Origin of the sequence: Kitasatospora sp. Root107 (assembly GCF_001424875.1) — a bacterium.
GTDB lineage: Bacteria > Actinomycetota > Actinomycetes > Streptomycetales > Streptomycetaceae > Kitasatospora.
The window spans coordinates 221653-244958 of the sequence record NZ_LMCT01000045.1; the positions used below are offsets into that span (position 1 = coordinate 221653).

Here is a 23306-nt window from a genome sequence, read left to right on the forward strand (position 1 = left end):
GCCAGTAGAGTGTGGGAGCGCTCCCACGGAAGGCATGCCGGAAGGTTGCTCGGTCGCGGGGGTGAGTGTCAAGAGCAGAAGTCGGAACCGTTGCCGGAGTGTGTCCTGAGAGGCTCTCCGGCGGACGTACGGACGCCGGTCGGTCGGCCCGTGCCCGAACCGGCCACAATGAGCACGACGACCACGACGACGCGTCCCACGAGGTGAGCGATGAGCCAGTCCGCACAGCGGCCGACGGGGCCGAACAGGCCGCAGAGGTCGCAGAGCTTGCAGAGCTCGCAGGGAGAGCCGGGTGGCTCCGGTCGCGTCTCGGCCCGGACCGCCGCAGGTTCGGCGCGGCCGACGCTGGAGGAGGTGGCCGCGCTGGCGGGCGTCGGGCGCGGGACGGTCTCCCGGGTGGTGAACGGTTCGCCCCGGGTGAGCGAGAAGGCGCGGGAGGCCGTGAACGCCGCGATCGCCGAACTCGGCTACGTCCCGAACCGGGCCGCCCGCACCCTGGTCACCTCGCGGACCGACTCGATCGCCCTGGTCGTCCCCGAGGCGGAGACCCGGCTCTTCTCCGAGCCGTACTTCTCCGACATCATCAGCGGCGTCTCCGCCGAACTCGCCGAGACGGACATGCAGCTGCTGCTGATCCTGGTCCGCAACCAGCGTGAGCGGGAGCGACTTTCGGCCTATCTGACGGCCCAACGGGTGGACGGCGTACTGCTGGTGTCGGTGCATCAGGACGATCCGCTGCCGAGCCTGCTGGAGAGTCTGGAGATCCCCTCGGTGCTGGCGGGACGGCGGGGGGACCTGGAGCCGCTGAGCTACGTCCACGCGGACAACGCGGGCGGGGCCCGGATGGCCGTCCGGCACCTGCTGCGGCGCGGCTGCGAGGAGGTCGCGACCATCACCGGGCCGCTCGACATGGAAGGGGCCAGGGCCCGGCTGTCCGGGTACCGGCAGGCCCTGGAGGAGGCCGGACGTCCGTACCAGGAGGAGCTGGTGGGGCCGGGTGACTTCACCGAGGAGGGCGGGCGGCTGGCGATGCGTGAGCTGCTGGAGCGCCGGCCCGGGCTGGACGCGGTGTTCTGCGCCTCGGACGTGATGGCGGCGGGCGCGCTGCAGGTGCTCAGGGCCGCCGGGCGGCGGGTGCCGGACGACGTGGCGGTGATCGGCTTCGACGACTCGATCGTGGCCCGGCACACCGACCCCGCGCTGACCAGCGTGCGCCAGCCGATCGAGGAGATGGGGCGGACGATGGCCCGGCTGCTCCTGGAGGAGATCGCGGAGCAGGGGCGGGCGCGACGGCAGGTGGTGCTGGCCACCGAGCTGGTGGTGCGGGAGTCGGCCTAGGGTCTGATCCGACGGGAATCGTCGGACGGGCCCTGGGTTTCGGGCCGGGCTGGGCTGGTCTGTCGGCGGGGGCCGAGGTGACCGGCCCCCGCCGGGTGACCGTGCGTCAGGAGTTGGGGCGCAGGGTCCAGGTGATGGTCATCACGCCGGTGACGTCGCCGTCGGCGCGGGTGATGTCCACCGTGACGGTGAACTCCGGGCGCTCGCCCTTGTCCAGCTCGGCGACCACGTCGGCGGCCGGACGGTCCAGGGTGGCGGTGGCGGTGACCACGCCCTTCGCCAGCTTCTTGTACGCGATCTCCGCCTTCACGGCGAGCGGCACGGCCCGGTGCAGCTGGTCGCCGAACGCGGCGAGCACGATGCAGCCGCTGGCGGACTCGGCCAGCGTGAACATCGCGCCGGCGTGCGGGCCGCCGACGTGGTTGTGGTAGGCGGGCTGGTCCGGCAGCTGGAGCACCGCGCGCTCGGGACTGGTCTCCAGGTACTCGAGCTTGAGGGTGTGCGCCATCGGCACCGTGGAGTCGAGCAGCTGGCCGATCGAAGGTGTGGTCATGGCAGAGATGTTACTAGTGGGTAGCTTCTGAGGGTAGTGCCATGTTCGGTGTGGCATCTGCGGTGGTGGGCAGCGAGCGATGCGAGCAGCGCGGAAAACGCGAAAAGCCTTGAGGGTCCGATCTCCAGGAGATCGGACCCTCAAGGCTGTTGGGGTGAGTAACGGGACTTGAACCCGCGGCCCCCTGGACCACAACCAGGTGCTCTGCCAACTGAGCTATACCCACCATCTGCCGGTGCGTTCCCGCTCCGACAGGAAGAACTCTACAGGATCGGACCGGGTGCTCGCGCCAGGGTTTCGGGGACCGGGGGAGGGCCGGCCGGTGTCAGCTGGTCGGCAGCTGGTACTTGGCCGCGATGGTGCGAGCGGCGTCGGTGTCCGGGCCCGGCTGGGCGACGAACACCGCCTCGCGGTAGTAGCGGAGTTCGGCGATGCTCTCCCGGATGTCCGCGAGAGCGCGGTGGCTGCCGCCCTTCTGCGGGCTGTTGTAGTAGGCGCGCGGGAACCAGCGGCGGGCCAGCTCCTTGATCGAGGAGACGTCCACGATCCGGTAGTGCAGGTGGCTTTCGAGCGCGGGCATGTCCCGGGAGAGGAAGCCGCGGTCGGTGGCCACCGAGTTGCCGCAGAGCGGGGTCTTGCCCGCCTCGGCGGCGTGCTCCCGGATGTAGGCGAGCACCCTGGCCTCCGCCTCGGCGAGCGTGACGCCGTTCGCCAGCTCGTCGAGCAGGCCGGAGGAGGTGTGCATCTGGCGCACCACGTCCGGCATGGTCTCCAGGGACTCGGCGGGTGGGCGGATGATGACATCCACGCCCTCGCCGAGGATGTTCAGCTCGGAGTCGGTCACCAGAGCGGCGACCTCGACCAGGGCATCCCGGCCGAGGTCGAGCCCCGTCATTTCACAGTCGATCCATACCAGGCGGTCGTTCACACGCTCACCCTACGGCGCGATCGCGGGAGCCGGACAGCTGCCGGCCCGTCCGCCCGTCCGTGGCTTCGTCCGCGGCGGTGCCCGCAGGCTTGCCGGAGCCGGCCGCAGCACCGCTGTGGCCAGGGCGGGGCGCGGACGCCGGTGCCCCGTCCGGACGGTGACCCTGGCCCAGATCACGGGCCGTCGGCTGGCCGTAGCCCTCCTCCGTCGCGGCGGCGTGCGCGTGCTCCACGGCGCGCTCGTTGGGGTTGGAGTTGGGGTTGGAGTTGGCTTGAGTGTCGGCAGCACCGGGGTGGGCGGGATGCCCGGGGTGGGCGCCACGAGAGGCAGCCGGGCGGGGAGCGCCGCCGGACTGGACGGGCACCAGCGGGCGGACCGGACCCGCCGTCAGGTGCGCCGCCCCGCCCGGGACACCGGCGGACCGGTCGGCCGGGTGGGCCTGGGCAGGCACGGTCGGATTCGCCCCGGTGGGCAGCGGCGGACCGGCGGTCGGCTGGGGAGCCGGCCGCCGCGCGCGGTAGCCCGTCCGGTACGCGGCGGGGGAGACGCCGAGCTGGCGGCGGAAGTGACCGCGGAGTGCGACCGGCGAGCGGAAGCCGCAGCGGCGCGCGACGTCGTCCACCGAGAGCTCGGACGCCTCCAGCAACCGCTGTGCCTGGAGCACCCGTTGGGTGATCAGCCACTGCAGCGGGGCGCTGCCCGTGAGAGTGCGGAACCGCCGGTCGAAGGTACGGCGGCTCATGTAGGCGCGGGCTGCCAGGACCTCGACGTCGAACTGCTGGTTGAGGTTCTCCAGGGCCCAGGTCACGACCTCGGCGAGCGGGTCGTTGCCGATCTCCTCCGGTAAAGACTGGTCGATGTACTGGGCCTGACCGCCGCCGCTGCGCCGACTCGGCACCACGAGCCGGCGGGCCAGCGCGTTGGCGGCCTCGGCACCGTGGTCGCTGCGGACCACGTGCAGGCAGAGGTCGATACCGGCGGCGGTGCCGGCCGAGGTGAGGACGTCGCCGTCGTCGACGAACAGCTCGCGCGGATCGACGTGCACCTTGGGGTAACGCTTGGCCAGGGTGGGCGCGTACATCCAGTGGGTGGTGGCCGGACGGCCGTCCAGCAGGCCCGCTGCGGCGAGCACGAACGCACCCGTGCAGAGGCCGATGATCCGGGCCCCCTCGTGGTGCGCCTTGCGCAGCGCGGCGATCGCCTCCGGGGGCGGGGGCTGCGAGATCGACCGCCAGGCCGGGACCACGATGGTGCCGGCCCGGGCGAGCGTCTCCAGCCCGTACGGCGCGGTGAGGGTCAGGCCGCCGGTGGTCGCCAGCGGGCCGTCCTCGCCGGCGCAGACCAGCAGGCGGTAGCGCGGCACTCCGGCGTCCTGACGGTCGACGCCGAAGACCGAGAGCGGGATCGAGCTCTCGAAGATCGGGGCGCCACCGAAGATCAGCACGGCCACCGTCTCGCGACGGCGCCGGCCGGACAGCTTGCGCGGGGTGGTGGCGTGGCCGAGCAGGGCGGAGTTCGACGCTGCGGAGGCGGACGGGGCGGGGAGGGCGGCCGTGGCCGAGCCGGAGGCGAACTGGCCATGGGTCAGCTGTGCTGCACCGGCGCCGTTCTGACTGGCCGCCAGGCTGACGGTGGGAGAGATCCCGCGCCGAGGCGCGGAGTTGGCGGACTGCTGTTGCCCCGCCGGATGTCCCGCCGGATGCCCAGCCTGGAATCCGGCCGAATGCCCAGCTTGGTGCCCGCCCTGGTTTCCGACCGGGTTTCCGGGCTGGTATCCGAGGGGTGGGGCGGAGGGGTGGGTCTGGTGCTGATGTGACTGGTGGGGCGCGTTGTCTCTCGAAGCGCGGTTCGTGAAGCCGGCCGACGACTGGCCGCCGTCAGGACCCGTGTCGCTCCTGCTCACCCTGCTCAAGGCGCTCCAGCCCCCTCGGTGGTGTGTGTGGTGGTGCCGTGGTGCCGAACTGCTCGCCGTGATCGGCGAATCGCCCCGCAGATCGCCCTGCTCGCCAAGATCGAATCTACTGGTTGGACCGTTGCCGTTGTGACAAGTTCACCATCCGACGCTATGTCGACATGGCAATTTGGCGTGATGCATTCGATCACGAAGCGTGGCAGCCGTCGACCCCCCTGTGAAGAGGGCCGGAGGATCGATGGCTTGTTGCCGCACGACCTACCGGTCGGCCGCACGGGAGAATGCGCCGCGCCGGCTGCCCTGGGCTGCGACTTTGCCGAACCGGGCGGACAGACACTGAGATTGACCGAAAACAGCCGGTCCGCAGCAGGGGCGCTCGCGGTAGGCGCGTGCGCCTGCGTACGCCTCCCGGCCACGGGGCAGCGGGGTGGGGAGAGGTGCGGCGGCGCGAGCCCCTGGCGAAGGGCTCGAGCCGGGTGGGGCCGAAGCTCGGTCGGGGAGCGGGGGAGCGGGGGAGCGGGGGAGGGTGGGGCTGGATCGGACGAACGTGCCACCGCTGGTTAGGGTCGAGCCATGACGAATCGGGGGCGGCTCGAAGCGGCCGGTGACAACGCAGCGGCCTTCTGGCTGGCCCAGGCCAGGGTGCACGGCTGGGAGTCCGCCAGCCGCCCCGGTTTCACGGCAGTCCGGTGCGCGCGGGACGCCGCCGACACCCACCGGGTGGTGGTCACCCGCCCGTACGGGCCGGACGGGGTCGAACCGTTGCTGGCCGAACTGGCCGAGCTGTTCAAGGAGTGGAGCTCCGACCATTTCGTCCTGGAGGACCCGTACGGCGGGATCGACCTGACCGGCCAGGGGCGGGAGTCCACGCTCGAGATGGCGGTGATGGTCCGCGAGCCCGACGCACCGCCGATTGCGGAACTGCCGCCGTCGGCGAGGCTGGCCGGGAAGTCGCCGGAAACCTGGGCGGCGGGCGTCTCGGTCGAGGAGGTGCGGGAAGCCGATGAACTGGCCGCTCTGGAGCGAGTGGTGGTGGACGGCTTCCCCATCGAGCCCAGGCAGCCGTGGGAGCGGGGCGTACATCTCCCGCCCGGGCTGCTGGCGGAGCCCGGCTGCCGGGGCTGGCTGGGACGGGTGGACGGCGAACCGGCCGCCGCGTGCATGACGTACGACAACGGGGAGACCGTGGGCGTCTACTGGGTGGCAGTGCTGCCCGAGTACCGCTCGAAGGGGCTGGGCCGGGCGGTGCTCTCGGCCGCCCTGCTGGCACAGCCCGGCAGGGTGACCACTCTGGTGGCCACCCTGCTCGGCGAACCGCTCTACCGGCGGTTGGGGTTCGTGGAACGGGGCCTCACGCGCTGGTGGCGGTAGCGGCGGTAGTGGCGGTTGCCGGACCGGGAGGGGCGGGGGCGGGGGCGAACCGGGTCATGGCGGAGCGGAGGGCAGCGGGCGCGAGCCGCTCCTGGGCCTGGGCTTGGGCTTGGGTCTGTGCCGCTGACCGCGCGAGTGTTGTGCTCGGGCGGTGCGTCGGCTTGGTGGAGGTGGAGGCGGCTGTGGTCGTGCGACGGGGAACCGGGGCGGAGCGGGCGGAGAGGATCAGGCCGACGGCCTCGGGGATGCCGGCTGCGCTCAGGGTCGGCCGGTAGCCGAGTTCGGCCCAGGGGCGGCCGTGGTGGAGCCAGACGCTGCGCAGTCCGGTCAGTTCGGCGCCGGCGATGTCGGCGGGGGCGTGGTCGCCGACCATCCAGGTATGAGTGGCCCAGTCACCGGTCGGCGGGACTCCACAGCGTTGGGCGGCGATCTCGAAGATCCGTGGGTCGGGCTTGAGGTAGCTGGCCTCCTCGGAGATCACCCAGCCGTCGACCAGCGAGCCGAGCCCCACCCGACGGATCTTCTCCAACTGGGGCCGGGTACCCCCGTTGCTGACGATGCCGAGCGACCAGCCGGCCGAGCGGGCCGCCTTGAGCGCCTGGATGTGTGAACTTGGGCAGTGAATATGTGAGTTGATGCCTCGCCGATAGTGGGCGAGTAGGAAGTCCATCGACCGGTCGAGCCCGTAGCGGCGCTTGGCCGCCCCGAGTACCGTGCTGCGCGGGACGTGCCCGCTGCCGTCGATGGTGGTGAACCATCCCAGATCCCCGGCCGGAAGCCCGTGTTCGGCGAGGAAGTCCTGCGCCCAGGCACGGAACGCGGCATCCCGGGGCAGCAGGGTGTTGTCAAGATCGAACAGCAGCAGCGGCATGCGCTGCATGCTGCCAGTGCGCTGGCGTATGCAGCAGGCATTTGCCCGGTCGCGTTCCGTAGCGGACCGAAATGGCCAGAAGCGAGTGGTCTGCCGGCCTGCGGGGTTTGGGCCGGAGCTGGACGGCCTGTGGAGGGCGGGAGCGGGAATCGGTGGGGCCCGCTCCCCGGCCGGGCGGGCTTGTGACGTCGGCGTATTGGCGGGCATATATAGGGGACAGCAACAGACAGACCGGCCGGTCGGGTTGAGTACTGGACGATGACAGTCGGGTCACGTTGTGTGGCGGCACTGTTGCGCCCAGGGGCTTCCTCGGCGAAGCTCCAGGGAACCTTCTCGTCGGGCGGCGCGCAGCCTCAACAGAGGGGCGCGAAAGCCACGGCGCGCGCATCCTCCGTTAGCGGGATCGTCGCCGTTTCAGGGCTCCGCAGCTGGGCGGGGCCTCGAGCCCGTCGTATTCTGAGAGGAACAGGTCACATTCGGTGGTGCTCGGCAGAGACCGACTCGGTGTCGGGGGTGGGCCTGTTGCCCGGGCATTCGTGCCCCTTCCTGTCGGCCCATCTCACTCGAAGAGCTTTGAGCCATGGTCGGTTTTGAGCCTCCCCGATCCGCTGCCACCGACGCTGCGGTCGGCGCACGGACGGTGGATGAGTTGCTGCCCGGCCGGTCCGGCCTGTCTGGCCTGCTCGGACACCGGCGTTCGGTGGTCCGCGCGGGGGCGGGTGTCCTTGCGCGGGAGGTGGTACGCCGCGGCTGGCCACGACCGCGTCAGCGGCGGGGCGGACAACGGGGTGCGGGTGCGGTGGAGGACGCCATGACGGACGGAATGATCGCGGACGGCCCCGGAGCGGGCTCGGGCGGTGCGGGCTCCCGCACCGGGCGGAGCGACGAACCCACGCTGCAGGAGCAGTCCGTACCTGCCTGCGACCCGGCTTTCCAGCACGGCGTGGTGGTCGGCTTCGACGGCTCCCTCTCCAGCGAGCGGGCGCTCGCCTATGCGGTGGGCATGGCCCGCCGCTCGCGCTGCGGGCTGGTCATCGTGCACGTGGCGAACCGGTTGCCCGCCACGGTCTGGGCCGGCTGCGAGCCGCCCGTGTTCGTCGACATGCCGGACCATCGGACCGAGCTTCTCGGCCTCGAGCTGGCCTGTGCCGACTATCTCGCCGGTGTGCCGTGGATCCTGGTCGAGCGCGGCGGGGACATCTGCCACGAGATCGAGGAGGTCGGTCGTGAGTACGCCGCCGACGCGATCGTGGTCGGCAGTACGCACGGACTGCTGGGCAAGCTCTTCGGCTCGGTCTCCGGTCGACTGGCCCGCAGGGCGAACCGGCCTGTCATCGTCATTCCCTGAGCGATCCTGCTGTGATGGCCGGCCCCCATGCTCAATGGTGTGTATCCCTATGGTCGTTGTGTCGGGACGGTCCTGCTGGTGTTGAGTGGGCCGGTCGAGTCATCTTGATCACTGATGAGGCGTCAGGGCGCTGAGTGTCCGGTGATTCGGGCAGACATGACAACATGATCATTCGACCAGAGGCCGAAGCCGAACGCCGTTGCCCCGATACCTCGGTGCGGGGCTGGGGCGTACCCGTGGCGGTCGGCTGTCTGGTGCTCGCGATCGTTGGAGCCGGTGGCAGTGGGGTGGCCCTGGCCGCGGTGGCCGGGGCGCAACGCGGTGGTGAGGCCCGGGATGCGCTGCGCCTGAGTGTCCGCACCAATGGCACTGAGGGGTCCGCCGTCCGAGTGCGGGCGGGTGAGCAGGTGCTGCGGAGCTATCGGATCGTCAACCGGGCCGAGTACGGGCTGAGCGCGGTGATCAGCGATCAGCAGGTGCCGGGTGGGCAAGCCCCCTGTGGTCAGAGCGGGCAGGGCGGTCAGGGCATCGCGATAGCCGTGCCGCCGCTGGGCACGGTGGAGTGCAGCGTCAGGCTCGTGGCCGGGGCGGGGGCGCTTTCTGGGGGCGTGCGTTGCGTTCGGAGTGAGCCTGGTGGTGGAGCTGAGCGGTCCGTATTCAGGGTTGGTGCGGCTGCAGGCGACCGCATTCGAACTGGCCCAGGTCAGCTACGACCAGATCGATGCCCAGGTGAGCAGCAGTTGACGTGGTGCCAGGAAGACTCCGGGCGGTGCGCACCGCCCGGAACCCCCAGGACCTACGGCGACGGAAGCCTGATCTCTACCGTCCGTGCCGAGTTCAGACGTTGACCCCCAACTCGCGTGCGATGAGCATCCGCTGGACCTCGGAGGTGCCCTCCCCGATCTCCAGGATCTTGCAGTCGCGCCAGAATCGGGCGACCGGGAACTCGTTCATGAAGCCGTAGCCGCCGTGGATCTGGGTGGCCTCACGGGCGTTGTCGACGGCGGCCTCGGAGGAGAACAGCTTGGCGATCGCGGCCTCCTTCTTGAAGGGCTCGGCGTGCAGCAGCCGGGAGGCGGCGTCCCGCCAGGCCAGGCGGGAGGTGTGTGCGCGCATCTCCATGTCGGCGAGCTTGAACTGGATGACCTGGTTGGCGCCGATCGTCCGCCCGAAGGCGCGACGGGTGCCGGCGTAGCTGACTGACTGGTCGACACATCCCTGGGCCAGGCCGGTGGCCAGGGCTGCGATGGCGATGCGCCCCTCGTCGAGGATGCGCAGGAACTGGGCGTAGCCGCGACCTTGAGTGCCGAGGAGGTTGGCCGCGGGGACTCGGCAGTCGGTGAAGGACAGTTCTCGGGTGTCGGAGGCGTTCCATCCGACCTTGGAGTATTTCTTCGAAACCGTGAAACCACTGGTACCAGTGGGCACGATGATGGAGGAGATCTCCCGGCTTGGCGAGGGGTCCGAGTCGTCTTCACTCGAACGAGCGATCGGTTCGGTCAGTGCCGTCACCGTGACCAGACCGGTCATCTCCGTGCCGGAGTTGGTGATGAAGCACTTGGTGCCGTTGATCACCCACTCGTCGGTGGCCTCGTCGTACCGCGCGGTGGTCCGGGTGGCGCCCGCGTCCGAACCGCCCTCCGGCTCGGTCAGGCCGAAGGCGCCGAGCAGCTCGCCCGAGGTCAGCCGGGGCAGCCACTCCCGCTTCTGCTCCTCCGTGCCGAACCGGTAGATCGGCATCGCGCCGAGCGAGACCGCAGCCTCCAGGGTGATCGCGACCGAGGAGTCGACCCGGGCCAGCTCCTCCAGAGCCAGGCCGAGCGCGAAGTAGTCGCCGCCCATGCCGCCGTACTCCTCGGGGAAGGGCAGTCCGAACAGGCCCATCTGCCCCATCTCGCGGACGATCTCGTACGGGAACTCGTTCTGCTCGTAGTAGTCACCGATCTTCGGGGCGACGACGTCGTTGGCGAACTGTTCGACGGTGCGCCGAAGTTCCTCGTACTCGCTGTCCAAGCGGTGATCGAGCATGGTGATCCTCCTGGATCGAGGCGGCTGTGGAGCCGAAGAAGGGGGCTGGGGATCGACTGAGCCGCAGCCCGGTCGAGAACGGTCGAGAGTCGGTGGAGGACGGCTCAGGCCGGGCGGCCGGCCAGGGCCTGGACCGCCCGGGACGGGCTGGGCCGGCCGAGCTGACCGGCCATCCAGGCGCTGGCGGAGACCAGTGCGCGCAGGTCGACGCCGGTCTCGATACCGAGGCCGTGCAGCATCCAGACCAGGTCCTCGGTGGCCAGGTTGCCGGTGGCGCTCTTGGCGTACGGGCAGCCGCCCAGGCCGCCCGCCGAAGCGTCGACCGTGGTGACTCCGGAGCGCAGTGCCGCCAGCGTGTTGGCGAGCGCCTGGCCGTAGGTGTCGTGGAAGTGCACGGCGAGTCTGCTCATCGGGACACCGGCTTCGGCGAAGCTCTGGAGCAGCGTGCCGACCTGGCCGGGAGTGGCCACCCCGATCGTGTCGCCGAGGCTCAGCTCGGTGCAGCCGAGCTCCAGCAGCCGGACTCCGAAGTCGACCACCTGGGCGGTCGGGACGGGCCCTTCCCACGGGTCGCCGAAGCACATCGAGAGGTAGCCGCGGGTCGGCACCCCGGCCGCAGCGGCCCGTTCCACGACCGGCCGGAACATCTCCAGGGCTTCGCCCGCCGTCCGGTTGAGGTTCCGGCGGGCGAAGGTCTCGGTCGCGCTGGCGAAGACCGCGATCTCGGTGGCGTGGTGGGCGAGCGCGCGGTCGAGGCCACGCTCGTTGGGCACCAGGACTGGCAGTCGCAGCCCGGGGTACTGCTCGGGCAGTCCGGCCAGCCGGGGCATCAGCTCCTCGGCGTCCGCCAACTGCGGGACCCACTTGGGGTGTACGAAGCTGGTGGCCTCCACGGTGCGCAGTCCGGCGGCGGCGAGCCGGGCGATGAACTCGGCCTTCACCGTCACCGGAACGAGTGAACTCTCGTTCTGCAGACCGTCACGCGGCCCTACTTCGTGGATACTGACCCGACCGGGCAGGCCGGGTTCCGGTACGGGGGCGGGCAGCCCCAGTTCGAGGGCGTCGGGTTCGTGGGTGGCCGACGTTCCCGCGGGCTCGCTGGTGCGGGTCGACTCGCTCGTGACCTCGCTCATGATGCAGCCACCTCGAGCTCCTCGGACGTGTCCTCGACGGGCTCCACCACGACCAGCAGTTCGTCCATCGCCACGGTTGCCCCGGCGCCGGCCCGCAGTTCGCTGACGGTGCCGTCGTGCGGAGCGGTGATCACGTGCTCCATCTTCATCGCCTCCAGAACCAGCAGGGGTTGCCCCCGGCGGACCAGCTCGCCGAGAGTGGTCTTGACCACGGTGACCGTGCCCGGCATCGGCGCGGTCAGGCCGCCGTGGTGGGCGGCGCTCGCGCCCGCCCGGTCGACGATCGGGTCGTACGGGTGCACCGCCCAGGCGTCCCCGTTCATCCCGAGCCACTGGACCAGGCCGTTGGCGGCACCCGGGCCGCTGTCAGTGGCGTAGGCGAACGTCGATCGCAGACCGTCGACCGTCAGGTGCAGCCGGCCCGGGGCCAGGGCAGCCCGGGCGAGCCGGAGCACGCCTGCCTCGCCGAGTCGGACTTCGAACTCCGGTCCGGCGTCCGACGACGCGACACCTGACGATCCGACACCTGCTGCTCCGACGCCTGACGAGGCGTCGACCGCGGCGGGCCGGATCAGCACGGTGACCGGGTCGTGCCCGGCCAGCCGCAGCCGGTGGGTGGTCCAGGCCGCGGTGCCGCCCAGTCGCCAGCCGGACGGTACGGCGAACGGGTCGGTCCAGCCGTCGGCGCCGGTGGCCGGTGCCAGGCCCAACTGCCGGGCCAGCGCGGCCGCGTAGTAGAGGCTCTCGGCCGGAACGGTCTCGCCGGAGTGGGCGGGGTCACGCAACAGGGAGGAGGCCAGCACCTCGGGCGTCTGCTCCACGGTGCGCTCGACCAACCCGGTGTCGAGTCGGCCGGCCACCACGTCCGGGTGGGCGAGCAGCCGGCGGAGGAAGCCGGTGTTGGTGGTGACGCCGAGCACCCGGGTGTCGGCCAGGGCGGCCCGCAGCCGGCGGAGCGCGGTCGGGCGGTCCGGCCCGTACGCGATCACCTTCGCGAGCATCGGGTCGTACAGACTGCCGATCTCGGTGCCCGTCTGGATGCCGGAGTCGACCCGGATGCCGTCGCCGGTCGGCTCGTCCAGCAGCAGGATCCGCCCGCCGGTGGGCAGGAAGTCGCGCTCGGGGTCCTCGGCGCAGATCCGGGCCTCGACCGCGTGGCCCAGGAAGGAGATCTCCGACTGATCGAACGTCAACTTCTCACCGGCGGCGACCCGCAGCTGCCACTCGACCAGGTCGAGCCGCTCGGGGGCCGGGGTGTCGGCCCGCACGGCCACGGCGAGTTCGGTGACGGGGTGCTCCACCTGGAGCCGGGTGTTCATCTCCATGAAGAAGAAGTCCAGGACGCCTTCGGGGGCCGGCCTGTCGGGGTCGATGCCCGGCACGATGAACTCCACCGTCCCGGCGCCGGTGTAGCCGCAGGCCTGGGCTGCCCGGACGGCCGCCAGACCCATCGCCGCCCGGGTCTCCGGGTTCAGCAGAACGGAGGGCGCCTCTTCGATCAGCTTCTGGTGTCGGCGCTGCAGGCTGCACTCGCGCTCGCCGAGGTGCACCGTCCGGCCGTGGGTGTCGGCCAGGACCTGGACCTCGATGTGCCGAGGGCGGTCCACCCAGCGCTCCAGCAGCAGGGTGTCGTCGCCGAAGGCCGTCCGGGCGACTCGTCGGGCGGCTGCCAGCTCACCGGCCAGCTCGGCCGGGTCGTGCACCAGCCGCATGCCCTTGCCGCCGCCACCGGCCGAGGGCTTGAGCAGCACGGGGTAGCCGATCTCGGCTGCGGCGGCGGTGAGTTCGGCGTCGGTCGGCGAGCCGCCCTGGCTGCCGGGCACCACCGGTACGCCGGCGGTCCGGACCGCCTGCTTCGCGTTGATCTTGTCGCCCATCAGCTCCACCGCAGCCGGCGGCGGGCCGATGAAGACCAGACCGGCCTCGGCGCAGGCCCGGGCGAAGGCCGGGTTCTCGGCCAGGAAGCCGTACCCCGGGTGGATGGCCTGCGCACCGCTGCGGCGGGCGGCGTCCAGCAGCAGGTCGGTGCGGAGGTAGGTCTCCGCCGCCGAGCTGTCGCTGCGCCCCGGCGGGCCGAGCCGGACGGCGAGGTCGGCCGCCCGGGTGTGCGGTGCGTCGGCGTCCGCGTCGCTGAACACCGCGACCGAGCGAACGCCGAGACGGCGGAGGGTGCGGATCACCCGGACCGCGATCTCGCCTCGGTTGGCGACCAGAACTGTGTCGAACATGGGAGGTGTTCCTCCGAGTCGGAAGATCAGGAGAACAGCAGGGCGGACAGCAGGGCGGGCCGAACGTCGACCAGCGGACGGGGCGTCACATCCGGAAGACCCCGTACGGCCGGGCCGGGGCCAACGGGGCGTTGGCGCAGGCGGTCAGCGCGAGGCCGACCGCGGTACGGGTGTCCAGTGGGTCGATCACACCGTCGTCCCAGAGCCGCGCGGTCGCGTAGTAGGCGTTGCCCTGCCGCTCGTACTGCTCCCGGACGGGCCGCTTGAACTCCTCCTCGGCCTCCGCGGGCCAGTCCTCGCCCTGGGCGTCGAACTGGTCCCGGCGGACGGTGGCCAGCACCGAGGCCGCCTGTTCGCCGCCCATCACCGAGATCTTGGCGCCCGGCCACATCCACAGGAAGCGGGGTGAGTACGCCCGGCCGCACATCGAGTAGTTCCCGGCGCCGTACGAGCCGCCGATCACCACCGTCAGCTTGGGCACCCGGGTGCAGGCCACGGCGGTGACCATCTTGGCGCCGTGCTTGGCGATGCCGCCCGCCTCGTACTGGCGCCCGACCATGAAGCCGGTGATGTTCTGCAGGAAGAGGAGGGGGATGCCGCGCTGGTCGCACAGCTCGATGAAGTGCGCGCCCTTCATCGCCGACTCGGCGAACAGCACGCCGTTGTTGGCCACGATGCCGACCGGGTGGCCGTGGATCCGGGCGAAGCCGGTGACCAGGGTGGCGCCGTACTCGGCCTTGAACTCGGCGAACCGGCTGCCGTCCACCAGCCGGGCGATCACCTCGCGGACGTCGTAGGGCGTCCGCGGGTCAACCGGCACCGCGCCGTACAGGTCGGCCGGGTCCACCGCGGGGGGCTCGACCGGTGTGAGCGGCCACGGCGTGGCGGTCCTGGCGCCGAGCCCGGCCACGATGGTGCGGACGATGGCGAGGGCGTGCGGGTCGTCCTCGGCCAGATGGTCCGTCACGCCCGAGGTGCGGGAGTGCAGTTCGCCGCCGCCCAGCTCCTCGGCGGTGACCACCTCACCGGTCGCGGCCTTCACCAGCGGCGGGCCACCCAGGAAGATGGTGCCCTGGTTCCGGACGATCACCGCCTGGTCGCTCATCGCCGGGACGTACGCGCCGCCTGCCGTGCAGGAGCCGAGCACGGCCGCGATCTGCGGGATGCCGGCGGCGGACAGCCTGGCCTGGTTGTAGAAGATCCGGCCGAAGTGGTCGCGGTCCGGGAAGACCTCGTCCTGCATCGGCAGGAAGGCGCCGCCGGAGTCGACCAGGTAGATGCAGGGCAGCTGGTTCTCCAGCGCCACTTCCTGGGCCCGGAGGTGCTTCTTGACCGTCATCGGGTAGTAGGTGCCGCCCTTGACGGTGGCGTCGTTGGCGACCACCACCACCTCGCGCCCGGCCACCCGGCCGATGCCCGCGATCACGCCCGCCGCCGGGGCCGCCCCGTCGTACAGGCCGTCCGCCGCGAGCGGGCTGAGCTCCAGGAAGGGGGAGCCGGGGTCGAGCAGGGTGTCCACCCGGTCGCGCGGCAGCAGCTTGCCTCGCGCGGTGTGCCGGGCCCGGGACTTGGCGCCGCCGCCGAGGGCTGCTGCGGCGAGTTTCTCGCGGAGTTCGGCGACCAGGGCCCGGTGGGCGGCGGTGTTCGCCCGGTACGCCTCCGAGCCGGGGTCGGCCGCGCTGGTCAGCCGGGGCGCGGGCGCCGCAGCCGGGTCGACCGGTACCGCCGACGGTGGAGCAGCAGTCGGACCGGAGAACGGACCGATGGTGGAGATGGCCATCCCAAGAGCTCCCTTGCCCTCGGAGAGCGGACGGGACGGGCCGCCGAGCGGGTAGCCCGACTCCCGAATCCACCCAAGGTTAATGAGCGTTAACTCGTGGGCTCAGGTTAACCATGGATAACCCCACTGTCTACGATGGGTGGCATGCCGAATGTCCCTGCAGCCCCCGCAGTCCCGCGTCGCGACCAGATCCGCAAGGAAGCGGCCCGGCTGTTCGCCGCGCGTGGCTTCCTCGGCGTGGGCGTGGACGAGATCGGCAAGGCGGTCGGGATCAGCGGTCCCGCGCTCTACCGCCACTTCTCCGGCAAGGACGCGATGCTCGCCGATCTGCTCATCGGCATCAGCGAGCGTCTGCTGGAGGAGGGCCGCCGCCGGGCGGGTGAGGCGACCGCCCCGGATGGCGCACTGGACGCCCTGATCGTCGGGCATGTCGACTTCGCGCTGGACGACCGCGATCTGATCACCCTGCACGACCGTGAGCTGCTGCACCTCAAGGAGGAGGACCGCCGCCGGGTCCGCCGCCTCCAGCGGGCCTATCTCGAGCTGTGGGTCGAGGTGGTCCGGCAGACCTACCCGGCGCTGGCCGAGTCGGCCGCCGAGCCCACCGCCCGCACCGCCGTGCACGCCGTCTTCGGTCTGCTCAACTCCACCCCGCACAGCGCCGACCGCACCGGCCTGTCCCGGTCGGCCATGGCCGACCTGCTGCACGGTCTCGCCCAGGGCGCGTTCACGGCCGCCGCCGAGCAGATTGCGTCCGAGTAGGTTAGGTCCGAGCAGGTCCGAGCAGGTCCGGGGATAGCGGTCCGATGCGTGCATACGGGTGAATCTCCCCGTTCGCCGGCATGAGGATTGCCTATGATCAACTTTCATGATGGAGAGTCAGAGCGCCCGAGCTGTGCGCCATACGGCTGACGTGGTCATCCTCGGCGCCGGGCCCGCCGGGCTGGTGCTGGGCAACTTGCTGCTCGCGGCCGGAGTGGACTGCGTCATCCTCGAACGGGCCACCGAGGCCCAGCTGGCGGCGAGGTCCAGGGCCGGGTTCCTGGCGGCCAACACCGTGCGGGTCCTGGACCGGCACGGCCTCGCCGAGGGCCTGCACCGGGACGGCAAGGAGCACGCGGTCTGCGAGTTCCGTACCGAGGACGGCCGGTTCCGGCTGGACTACGGCGGTCTCGGCCGGGGTGAGCGGCACACGGTCTACCCGCAGCACCTGCTGGTGGCAGACCTGCTGACGCACTATCAGGAGGCCGGCGGGCAGATTCGCTTCGGCACCGAGGCACAGACCGTCGCCGACATCGGGACCAGCCGCCCCCGGGTCACGGTCCTCGAGCCCGACGGCCACCAGGAGACCTGGCAGGCCCGGTACGTGGCCGGCTGCGACGGACGGCACGGCGCGGCCCGCCGCTCGCTCCCGCCCGGCAGTTTCCGCCACCACCGGCACGATCACGGCATCTCCTGGCTCGGCCTGCTGGCCGAGGCGCCGCCGAGCCTGGACGCGGTGGGCTACGCCGTCCACCACCGGGGCTTCGCCGGACACATGGCACGCACCCCGTCGGTCACCCGGTACTACCTCCAGACCGAGCGCGGCAGTGCCGCCGAAGCCTGGTCCGAGGAGCGGATCTGGGAGGAGCTGGAGCTGCGGATGCGGTCCACCGAGCACGGTCCGCTGCACCGCGGCCCGATCGTCCAGCGTGCCGTGGTCGACCTGGAGTCCGACGTGCTGGAGCCGCTGCGCCACGGCTCGCTGATCCTCGTCGGTGACGCCGCGAGCCTGCTCAGCCCGTCGGCGGCCAAGGGAGCCAACCTGGCCGTCCTGGAGGCGGAGCTGCTGGCCGAGGCCCTCGTCGCGGACCTGCTGCGCGGCGACGGCGACGGGCTCGCCACGTACTCGGAGCGGTGCCTCCGGTACATCTGGCGCGCGCAGGAGTTCTCGCACTGGATGGTCCGGCTCCTGCACGGTGCGCCCGGGCACGAGGCCGGAGCACCCTCCCAGGACTCGCTCTTCCAGGACTCCCTGCGGCGTTCGCGCCTGGACTCCCTGCGCACCTCGCGCAGTCACCAGGACTGGTTCGCCGAGCACTACGTCGGCATCTGACCCTCCGTCCGGAGAATCGTTTTCCCCAGGCCCACCCCTCCGTGGCACCGCCATGCCCGGATCCGGCGTCCCGGACAAGGGGCGCTCCCCAGCAGCAGGACCCCCAGAAACGGCGCCACATCCCAGAAATGAGGACACGTCACCCATGACCACCACCAGCTACCCGACCGACCTGGCCCGGTTGACCGAGACGGTCGGCTTCGTCCGGGAGCAGGACACCGCCACCCTGCTGCCGCTCCTCCTCCCCGGGCTCGATGCCCTCGAACTACGCGCGGTGGTGGACCGCTGCCGGTTCTCCCACGCGGCCCTGCTGGTGTTCCCGCCCTCCCCGGAGGCGCTGCACGCCCTCCTCGCCGACGGCGGACTGCCCCCCGACGCGACGGCGCGCCCCAGCGTGGTCGTCCGGGACCGCCTGGCCGCCCGCCACGGGCGTGACCCGGCGGAGCTGGACGTGCGGATCCTCCGCCCACGGGTGGCGGGGTCGGACCGGACGGTCGAGGTGTTCGCGCTGCTCGTCCCGCCGGGCTCGGACCTCACCGGCCTGGCCGAGCAGGAGCGCACCCGCGACCACGAGGCCCATCTCGCCCTGGAGGTCGAGCAGCCCGACCCGCTGGTGCTGCGCGGTCTGTGCGCGCTGCTCACCCAGCACGGCGCCACCGCCGACGGCGGCGGCTACAACCCGCACGAGGACGGCACCGTCCTCTACTTCACGGTGCCCGCCGGCTCCAAGACCGGATACCGGCGGCTGGAGCTCTACGTCCCCGGCGAGCACCCCGACGTCCTCGCCACCCACCTGGCCCGGCACCGGGCCGGCCGGCCCGCCGAAACGCTCCTGCGTCAGCTGACCGGGGCGTGGACCACCCAGGCCCTGGCCGTCTGCGCCGAACTCAGGCTGCCCGACGCCCTCGACACCCACACCGTGCTTGGTGCACCGGCCCTGGCCCGGGCGGTCGGCGCCGACCCGGACACCCTGGTCTCCCTGCTGCGCTACCTCGCGATGGTCGGCGTGGTGTCGGCCGACGGGGACGGCTACCGGCTCACCGAGACCGGCGCCCTGCTGCGCACCGACGTCCCGGCCTCGATGCGTCCGCTCGCCCTGATGTACGGCGGACCGTTCTACCAGTCGTTCGCCGCCCTCGGACACACGGTGCGGACGGGCGAGGTCGCCTTCGACCACCTGCACGGCGAGAACCACTTCGACCACTTCGCCCGCGACCCCGGACTCGCCGCGCTCTTCGACGAGTCGATGGCCGCGAGCTCGCGGATGTTCGAACCGCTCACCGCCCACCCCGCCGTCACGACCGCGGCCCGGGCATCCGCCCCCGGCACGGTGGTCGACGTCGCGGGCGGGAACGGCGAGCTCCTCGGCCGCCTGCTCGCCGCACACCCCGGGCTGAAGGGCGTGCTGCTCGAACGCCCGCACGCCGTCGAGGCGGCCCGTCGCGCCCTGGACGCGGCCGGCCACGGGGACCGGTGCGCGTACGTGGCGGGCGACTTCGCCGATGTCCCGGCGGGCGGTGACGTCTACCTGCTCTCCCGGATTCTGCACGACTGGGACGACGGCCGGTGCCGGGAGATCCTGCGGCACTGCGCCCGCGCGATGCCCGCTCACGCCGACCTGCTGGTCGTGGAGCGGGTCCTCCCGGCTGACGACTCGCCCTCCCTCGCCACCGCCTGGGACCTCCACATGCGCTGCAACGTCGGCGGCCGCGAACGCCGGGCCGACCACTACGCCCGCCTGTTCGCCGACGCGGGCCTGACCCTGGTGGACACCGCCCCGCTCCCCTTGGACGCCACCGTCCTGCACGTCCGAAAGGCCGGCACCGCAGTCCCCGGCCAGGCGACCCGCCCCGGCAGGTCCTAGGTCCAACGTAGGGTCTGACGGAGTCCGCCCGCCCGGTCCGATCAGGTGGCCCGACGGGTCATCCTGGTCGGGACGGGAAGCAGCTCGGCCGGAGAGCTGTTCGGTCCGATGCGTGCCCGTCGAAAAGCGATGGGGGGCGGACGATGAAATGGTTAGTATCCCTAAATATGCCTGAGACTCACGGATCGCACGGATCTCAAGGATCCACAGCCGAGCAGGGCTGGCTCCGCCGACTGATCGGCTACAGCTGGCGGCACCGCCGTAACGTGCTGCTCTCCTTCGGTGCGTCGCTGGTCGGCATGGCCGTCACCGCCACCGTCCCGCTGATCACCAAGGTGATCATCGACGACGTGATCACCACGCACACCCGGCCGCTCACCCCGTGGGCGGTGGCCCTGCTGGTCGCGGCCGCGGTGGTCTTCGTCTGCACCCAGGTCCGCCGCTACTACGGGGGCCAACTGGCCGTCGACGTCCAGCACGACATGCGGTCCGACCTGTTCCGCTCGCTCACCCGGCTGGACGGTGACCGGCAGGACCGGCTGGACACCGGCCAGGTGGTCGGCCGCGCGACCTCGGACCTGCAGCTGATCGTCGGCCTGCTGTCGATGCTGCCGATGATGACCGGCAACGTCCTGATGTTCGGCATGTCCGTCCTGGTGATGCTCTGGCTCTCGCTGCCGCTCACCCTGGTCGCCCTGGTGATGGGCCCCGCGCTCTGGTGGTTCGCCACGCTCAGCCGGAAGCGGCTGTTCCCCGCGACCTGGGCCGCCCAGCAGGAGGCGGCGGCGGTCGCCGGGGTGGTGGACGGTGCGGTCGGCGGCGTCCGGGTGGTCAAGGGCTTCGGCCAGGAGTCCCAGGAGCGGGGCAAGCTGGAGCGCGCCTCGCGCGAGCTGTTCGGCGCCCGGCTCCGCTCGATCCGGCTGAACAGCCTCTACACCCCGGCGATGCAGGCCATCCCTGCCCTCGGCCAGGTCGCGGTGCTCGCGCTCGGCGGCTGGCTGGCCGTCCGGGGCCAGGTCACCTTGGGCACCTTCGTCGCCTTCTCCACCTACCTGGCGCAGCTCACCGGCCCGGTCCGGATGCTCACCATGGTGATCACGGTCGGCCAGCAGGCCAGGGCCGGGGTCGAGCGGGTGCTCCAACTCGTCGACCAGCGCCCCAAGGTGCAGGAGCGTCAGGACGCCCTCGACCTGACCACGGCATCGGCCGCTTCCACGAACGAGCCCGAGCCCGCCCCCGCCATCGAGTTCGACCAGGTCGACTTCGCGTACGGCGAGGCGGCCCCCGTCCTGCAGCGGCTGAGCTTCCGGCTCGCCGAGGGCGAGACGCTGGCGCTGGTCGGCGGCTCGGGCTCGGGCAAGTCCACCGTGGCCCAGCTCCTCCCGCGCTTCTACGACGCCACCGAGGGCACCGTCCGCCTCTACGGTCACGACGTCCGGGAGCTCACGCTCGATTCGATCCGGGCCACCGTCGGCATCGTGCCCGAGGACAGCTTCCTGTTCTCCGACACCGTCAGCAGCAACATCGCGTACGGGCGTCCGGACGCCACCGAGGCCGAGATCGAGGCCGCCGCCCGGGCCGCGCAGGCCGACGGGTTCATCCGCGACCTTCCGGACGGCTACGCCACCAAGGTCGGCGAGCAGGGCCTCACCCTGTCCGGCGGCCAGCGGCAGCGGATCGCGCTGGCCCGGGCGATCCTGAGCGACCCGCGGATCCTGCTGCTGGACGACGCGACCTCGGCGGTGGACCCGCAGGTCGAGGCCGAGATCCACCAGGCCCTGCGCGGGGTGATGGCCGGCCGCACCACGCTGCTGATCGCCCACCGCCGTTCCACCCTCCAACTCGCGGACCGGATAGCCGTACTGGAGCGCGGCCGCCTGGTCGACCTCGGTACGCACGAGGAACTCGACGCGCGGTGTCCCCAGTACCGGGCTCTGATCAGCGACCCCGACGCGATCCTCGACGCGGCCCCCGAGGAGGAGACCCCCGAGCAGGAGCCCGAGGCCACCAACACCGGCACCGACCCCGAGCTGCTCGCCAAGGTCGCCGCCCTGCCCCCGGCCGTCGACACCCCCGACATCCCGGTCGAGCAGGCCGAGGCCGGCGACCCGGACTTCAGCCTCCGGCGGCTGCTCACCCCGTTCCGCGCGCCGCTCACCGTCGCCCTGCTGCTGGTCGCGCTGGACGCCGCCGCCGGACTGACCCTGCCGATCCTGATCCGGCACGGCATCGACGACGGCGTCAGCAAGGCCGCGATGGCCGGGGTCGCCACCGCCTCGCTGCTCGCCCTGGCGATCGTGCTGCTCGACTGGGTGGTGCAGACCGCCGAGGCCAGGGTCAGCGGCCGGACCGGCGAACGGGTGCTCTACACCCTGCGGTTGAAGATCTTCGCGCACCTCAACCGGCTCGGCCTGGACTACTACGAGCGCGAGCTGTCCGGCCGGATCATGACCAGGATGACCACCGACGTCGACTCGGTGTCGAGCTTCCTGCAGACCGGGGTGGTCACCGCCGTGGTCAGCCTGTTCACCTTCTTCGGCATCTTCGCCGCGCTGCTGGTGATCGACCCGGGCCTGGCCCTGATGGTCTTCGCGGTGCTGCCGGTGCTGGCGGTCGCCACCCTGGTGTTCCGCCGCAAGTCCAGCACCCAGTACCAGGTCTCCCGGGACCTGATCAGCACGGTCAACGCCGAGCTGCAGGAGAACGTCGCGGGCATGCGGATCGTCCAGGCGTTCCGCCGACAGACCGTCAACACCGACCGGTTCGTGGCCAGCGGGCTGGCCTACCGGCACTCGCGGGTCAGGGCGCAGCTCTACATCTCGCTGTACTTCCCGTTCGTGCAGTTCCTGTCCAGTGCGGCCGCCGCCCTGGTGCTGATCGCCGGTGCGGCCCGGGTCGAGTCGGGCACCCTGACGATCGGTGCGCTGGTCGCGTACCTGCTCTACATCGACCTGTTCTTCGCCCCGGTCAACCAGCTCTCGCAGATCTTCGACGGGTACCAGCAGGCTGCCGTCGGCCTCGGCCGGATCCGTGACCTGCTGCGCACCCCGACCAGCACGCCGGACTCGGCGGACCCGCTGCCGGTGAAGAAGCTGCGGGGCGAGATCACCTTCCAGGACGTCAGTTTCGCGTACCACGGCGGCGCTGACGGCCACTCCGACGTGCTGACCAACATCGACCTGCACATCCCGGCGGGGCAGAGGGTGGCCCTGGTCGGCGAGACCGGCGCGGGCAAGTCCACCCTGGTCAAGCTGGTCGCCCGGTTCTACGACGCGACCGGCGGCAGCGTCCGGATCGACGGCACCGACATCGCCGCGTACGACCTGGCGGAGTACCGGCACCGGCTCGGCGTGGTCCCGCAGGAGGCGTACCTGTTCGCGGGCACCGTGCGCGAGGCGATCGCGTACGGCCGGCCGGAGGCGAGCGACGCCGAGGTGGAGGCGGCCGCCCGGGCGGTCGGCGCCCACGAGATGATCGTCCGGCTGTCCGGAGGCTACGCGCACCGGGTCTCCGGCCGGGGCCGCAACCTCTCCGCCGGGCAGCGGCAGCTGATCGCGCTGGCCCGGGCCGAGCTCGTCGACCCGGACATCCTGTTGCTGGACGAGGCCACCGCCGCGCTCGACCTGGCCACCGAGGCCGCCGTCAACCGGGCCGCCGACCGGATCAGCGGCGGCCGCACCACCCTGGTGATCGCCCACCGCCTGACCACCGCGGAGCGCGCCGACCGGGTGGTGGTGCTGGACCACGGCCGGGTGGTCGAGGACGGTACGCACGCCGGGCTGCTCGCCGAGGACGGCGCGTACGCCCGGCTCTGGCGGGCCTTCGTCGCGGACAGCCACCAGAAGCAGCGGGTGTAA

14 protein-coding genes, 1 tRNA gene and 1 pseudogene are annotated in these 23306 nt (G+C 71.7%); 7 read left to right on the forward strand and 9 right to left on the reverse strand.

What is annotated here, in order from left to right:
• Positions 1–210 precede the first annotated feature (210 nt).
• The gene (locus ASC99_RS29645; RefSeq protein WP_369824159.1) at positions 211–1338 is read left to right on the forward strand and encodes a LacI family DNA-binding transcriptional regulator; all 1128 of its coding nucleotides are present in this window, start codon (positions 211–213) and stop codon (positions 1336–1338) included.
• Positions 1339–1444: 106 nt separating this feature from the next.
• On the opposite strand, the gene ASC99_RS29650 is transcribed toward ASC99_RS29645, so the two are convergent.
• From ASC99_RS29650 to ASC99_RS29665, 4 genes are all read right to left on the reverse strand, one after another.
• On the reverse strand, positions 1445–1891 hold the full coding sequence (locus tag ASC99_RS29650) for a DUF4442 domain-containing protein (protein ID WP_057237758.1): 447 nt from the start codon (positions 1889–1891) through the stop codon (positions 1445–1447).
• A gap of 150 nt (positions 1892–2041) precedes the next feature.
• A tRNA-His gene (locus tag ASC99_RS29655) sits at positions 2042–2117 on the reverse strand.
• A 99-nt stretch (positions 2118–2216) separates the two neighbouring features.
• Complete coding sequence (gene orn / locus ASC99_RS29660) at positions 2217–2819, reverse strand: oligoribonuclease (protein WP_057237760.1); 603 nt, start codon at positions 2817–2819, stop codon at positions 2217–2219.
• A gap of 4 nt (positions 2820–2823) precedes the next feature.
• Positions 2824–4326 (reverse strand): helix-turn-helix domain-containing protein, encoded by a 1503-nt coding sequence (locus ASC99_RS29665; RefSeq protein WP_082598745.1) that lies wholly within the window; start codon positions 4324–4326, stop codon positions 2824–2826.
• 978 nt (positions 4327–5304) lie between these two features.
• On the opposite strand from ASC99_RS29665, the gene ASC99_RS29670 reads away from it, so the two are divergent.
• Complete coding sequence (locus tag ASC99_RS29670) at positions 5305–6102, forward strand: GNAT family N-acetyltransferase (RefSeq protein WP_057237762.1); 798 nt, start codon at positions 5305–5307, stop codon at positions 6100–6102.
• Here the strand turns inward: ASC99_RS29670 and ASC99_RS29675 are convergent.
• Positions 6083–6973: an HAD family hydrolase gene (locus tag ASC99_RS29675; protein ID WP_057237764.1), complete on the reverse strand. Its 891-nt coding sequence runs from the start codon at positions 6971–6973 to the stop codon at positions 6083–6085. The two genes, ASC99_RS29670 and ASC99_RS29675, sit on opposite strands and share 20 nt — an antisense overlap.
• A 910-nt stretch (positions 6974–7883) precedes the next feature.
• Between ASC99_RS29675 and ASC99_RS29680 the strand changes: the two are divergent.
• Positions 7884–8321: pseudogene (locus tag ASC99_RS29680) on the forward strand (universal stress protein); the annotation flags it as partial.
• Between the two features lie 837 nt (positions 8322–9158).
• On the opposite strand, the gene ASC99_RS29685 reads toward ASC99_RS29680, so the two are convergent.
• The 4 genes from ASC99_RS29685 to ASC99_RS29700 all read right to left on the reverse strand — a co-directional run bounded on the left by ASC99_RS29685 (position 9159) and on the right by ASC99_RS29700 (position 15490).
• Positions 9159–10349, reverse strand: coding sequence for an acyl-CoA dehydrogenase family protein (locus ASC99_RS29685; RefSeq protein ID WP_057237766.1), 1191 nt, complete (start codon positions 10347–10349; stop codon positions 9159–9161).
• Positions 10350–10453: 104 nt separating this feature from the next.
• A complete protein-coding gene (locus tag ASC99_RS29690; protein ID WP_082598734.1) occupies positions 10454–11482 on the reverse strand; it encodes a hydroxymethylglutaryl-CoA lyase in 1029 nt (342 codons plus the stop codon).
• Complete coding sequence (locus ASC99_RS29695; protein ID WP_057237768.1) at positions 11479–13710, reverse strand: biotin carboxylase N-terminal domain-containing protein; 2232 nt, start codon at positions 13708–13710, stop codon at positions 11479–11481. Before ASC99_RS29695 ends, ASC99_RS29690 begins: the two co-directional genes overlap by 4 nt.
• Before the next feature lie 85 nt (positions 13711–13795).
• Positions 13796–15490, reverse strand: coding sequence for a carboxyl transferase domain-containing protein (locus tag ASC99_RS29700; protein ID WP_082598735.1), 1695 nt, complete (start codon positions 15488–15490; stop codon positions 13796–13798).
• A 144-nt stretch (positions 15491–15634) separates the two neighbouring features.
• On the opposite strand from ASC99_RS29700, the gene ASC99_RS29705 reads away from it, so the two are divergent.
• The 4 genes from ASC99_RS29705 (at position 15635) to ASC99_RS29720 (ending at position 23306) form a co-directional block, all read left to right on the forward strand.
• Positions 15635–16252, forward strand: coding sequence for a TetR/AcrR family transcriptional regulator (locus ASC99_RS29705; RefSeq protein ID WP_057237770.1), 618 nt, complete (start codon positions 15635–15637; stop codon positions 16250–16252).
• 106 nt (positions 16253–16358) lie between these two features.
• A complete protein-coding gene (locus tag ASC99_RS29710; protein ID WP_235502417.1) occupies positions 16359–17585 on the forward strand; it encodes a 4-hydroxybenzoate 3-monooxygenase in 1227 nt (408 codons plus the stop codon).
• Between the two features lie 145 nt (positions 17586–17730).
• Positions 17731–19449, forward strand: coding sequence for a methyltransferase (locus tag ASC99_RS29715; RefSeq protein ID WP_057237774.1), 1719 nt, complete (start codon positions 17731–17733; stop codon positions 19447–19449).
• A gap of 167 nt (positions 19450–19616) precedes the next feature.
• A complete protein-coding gene (locus ASC99_RS29720) occupies positions 19617–23306 on the forward strand; it encodes an ABC transporter ATP-binding protein (protein WP_057237776.1) in 3690 nt (1229 codons plus the stop codon).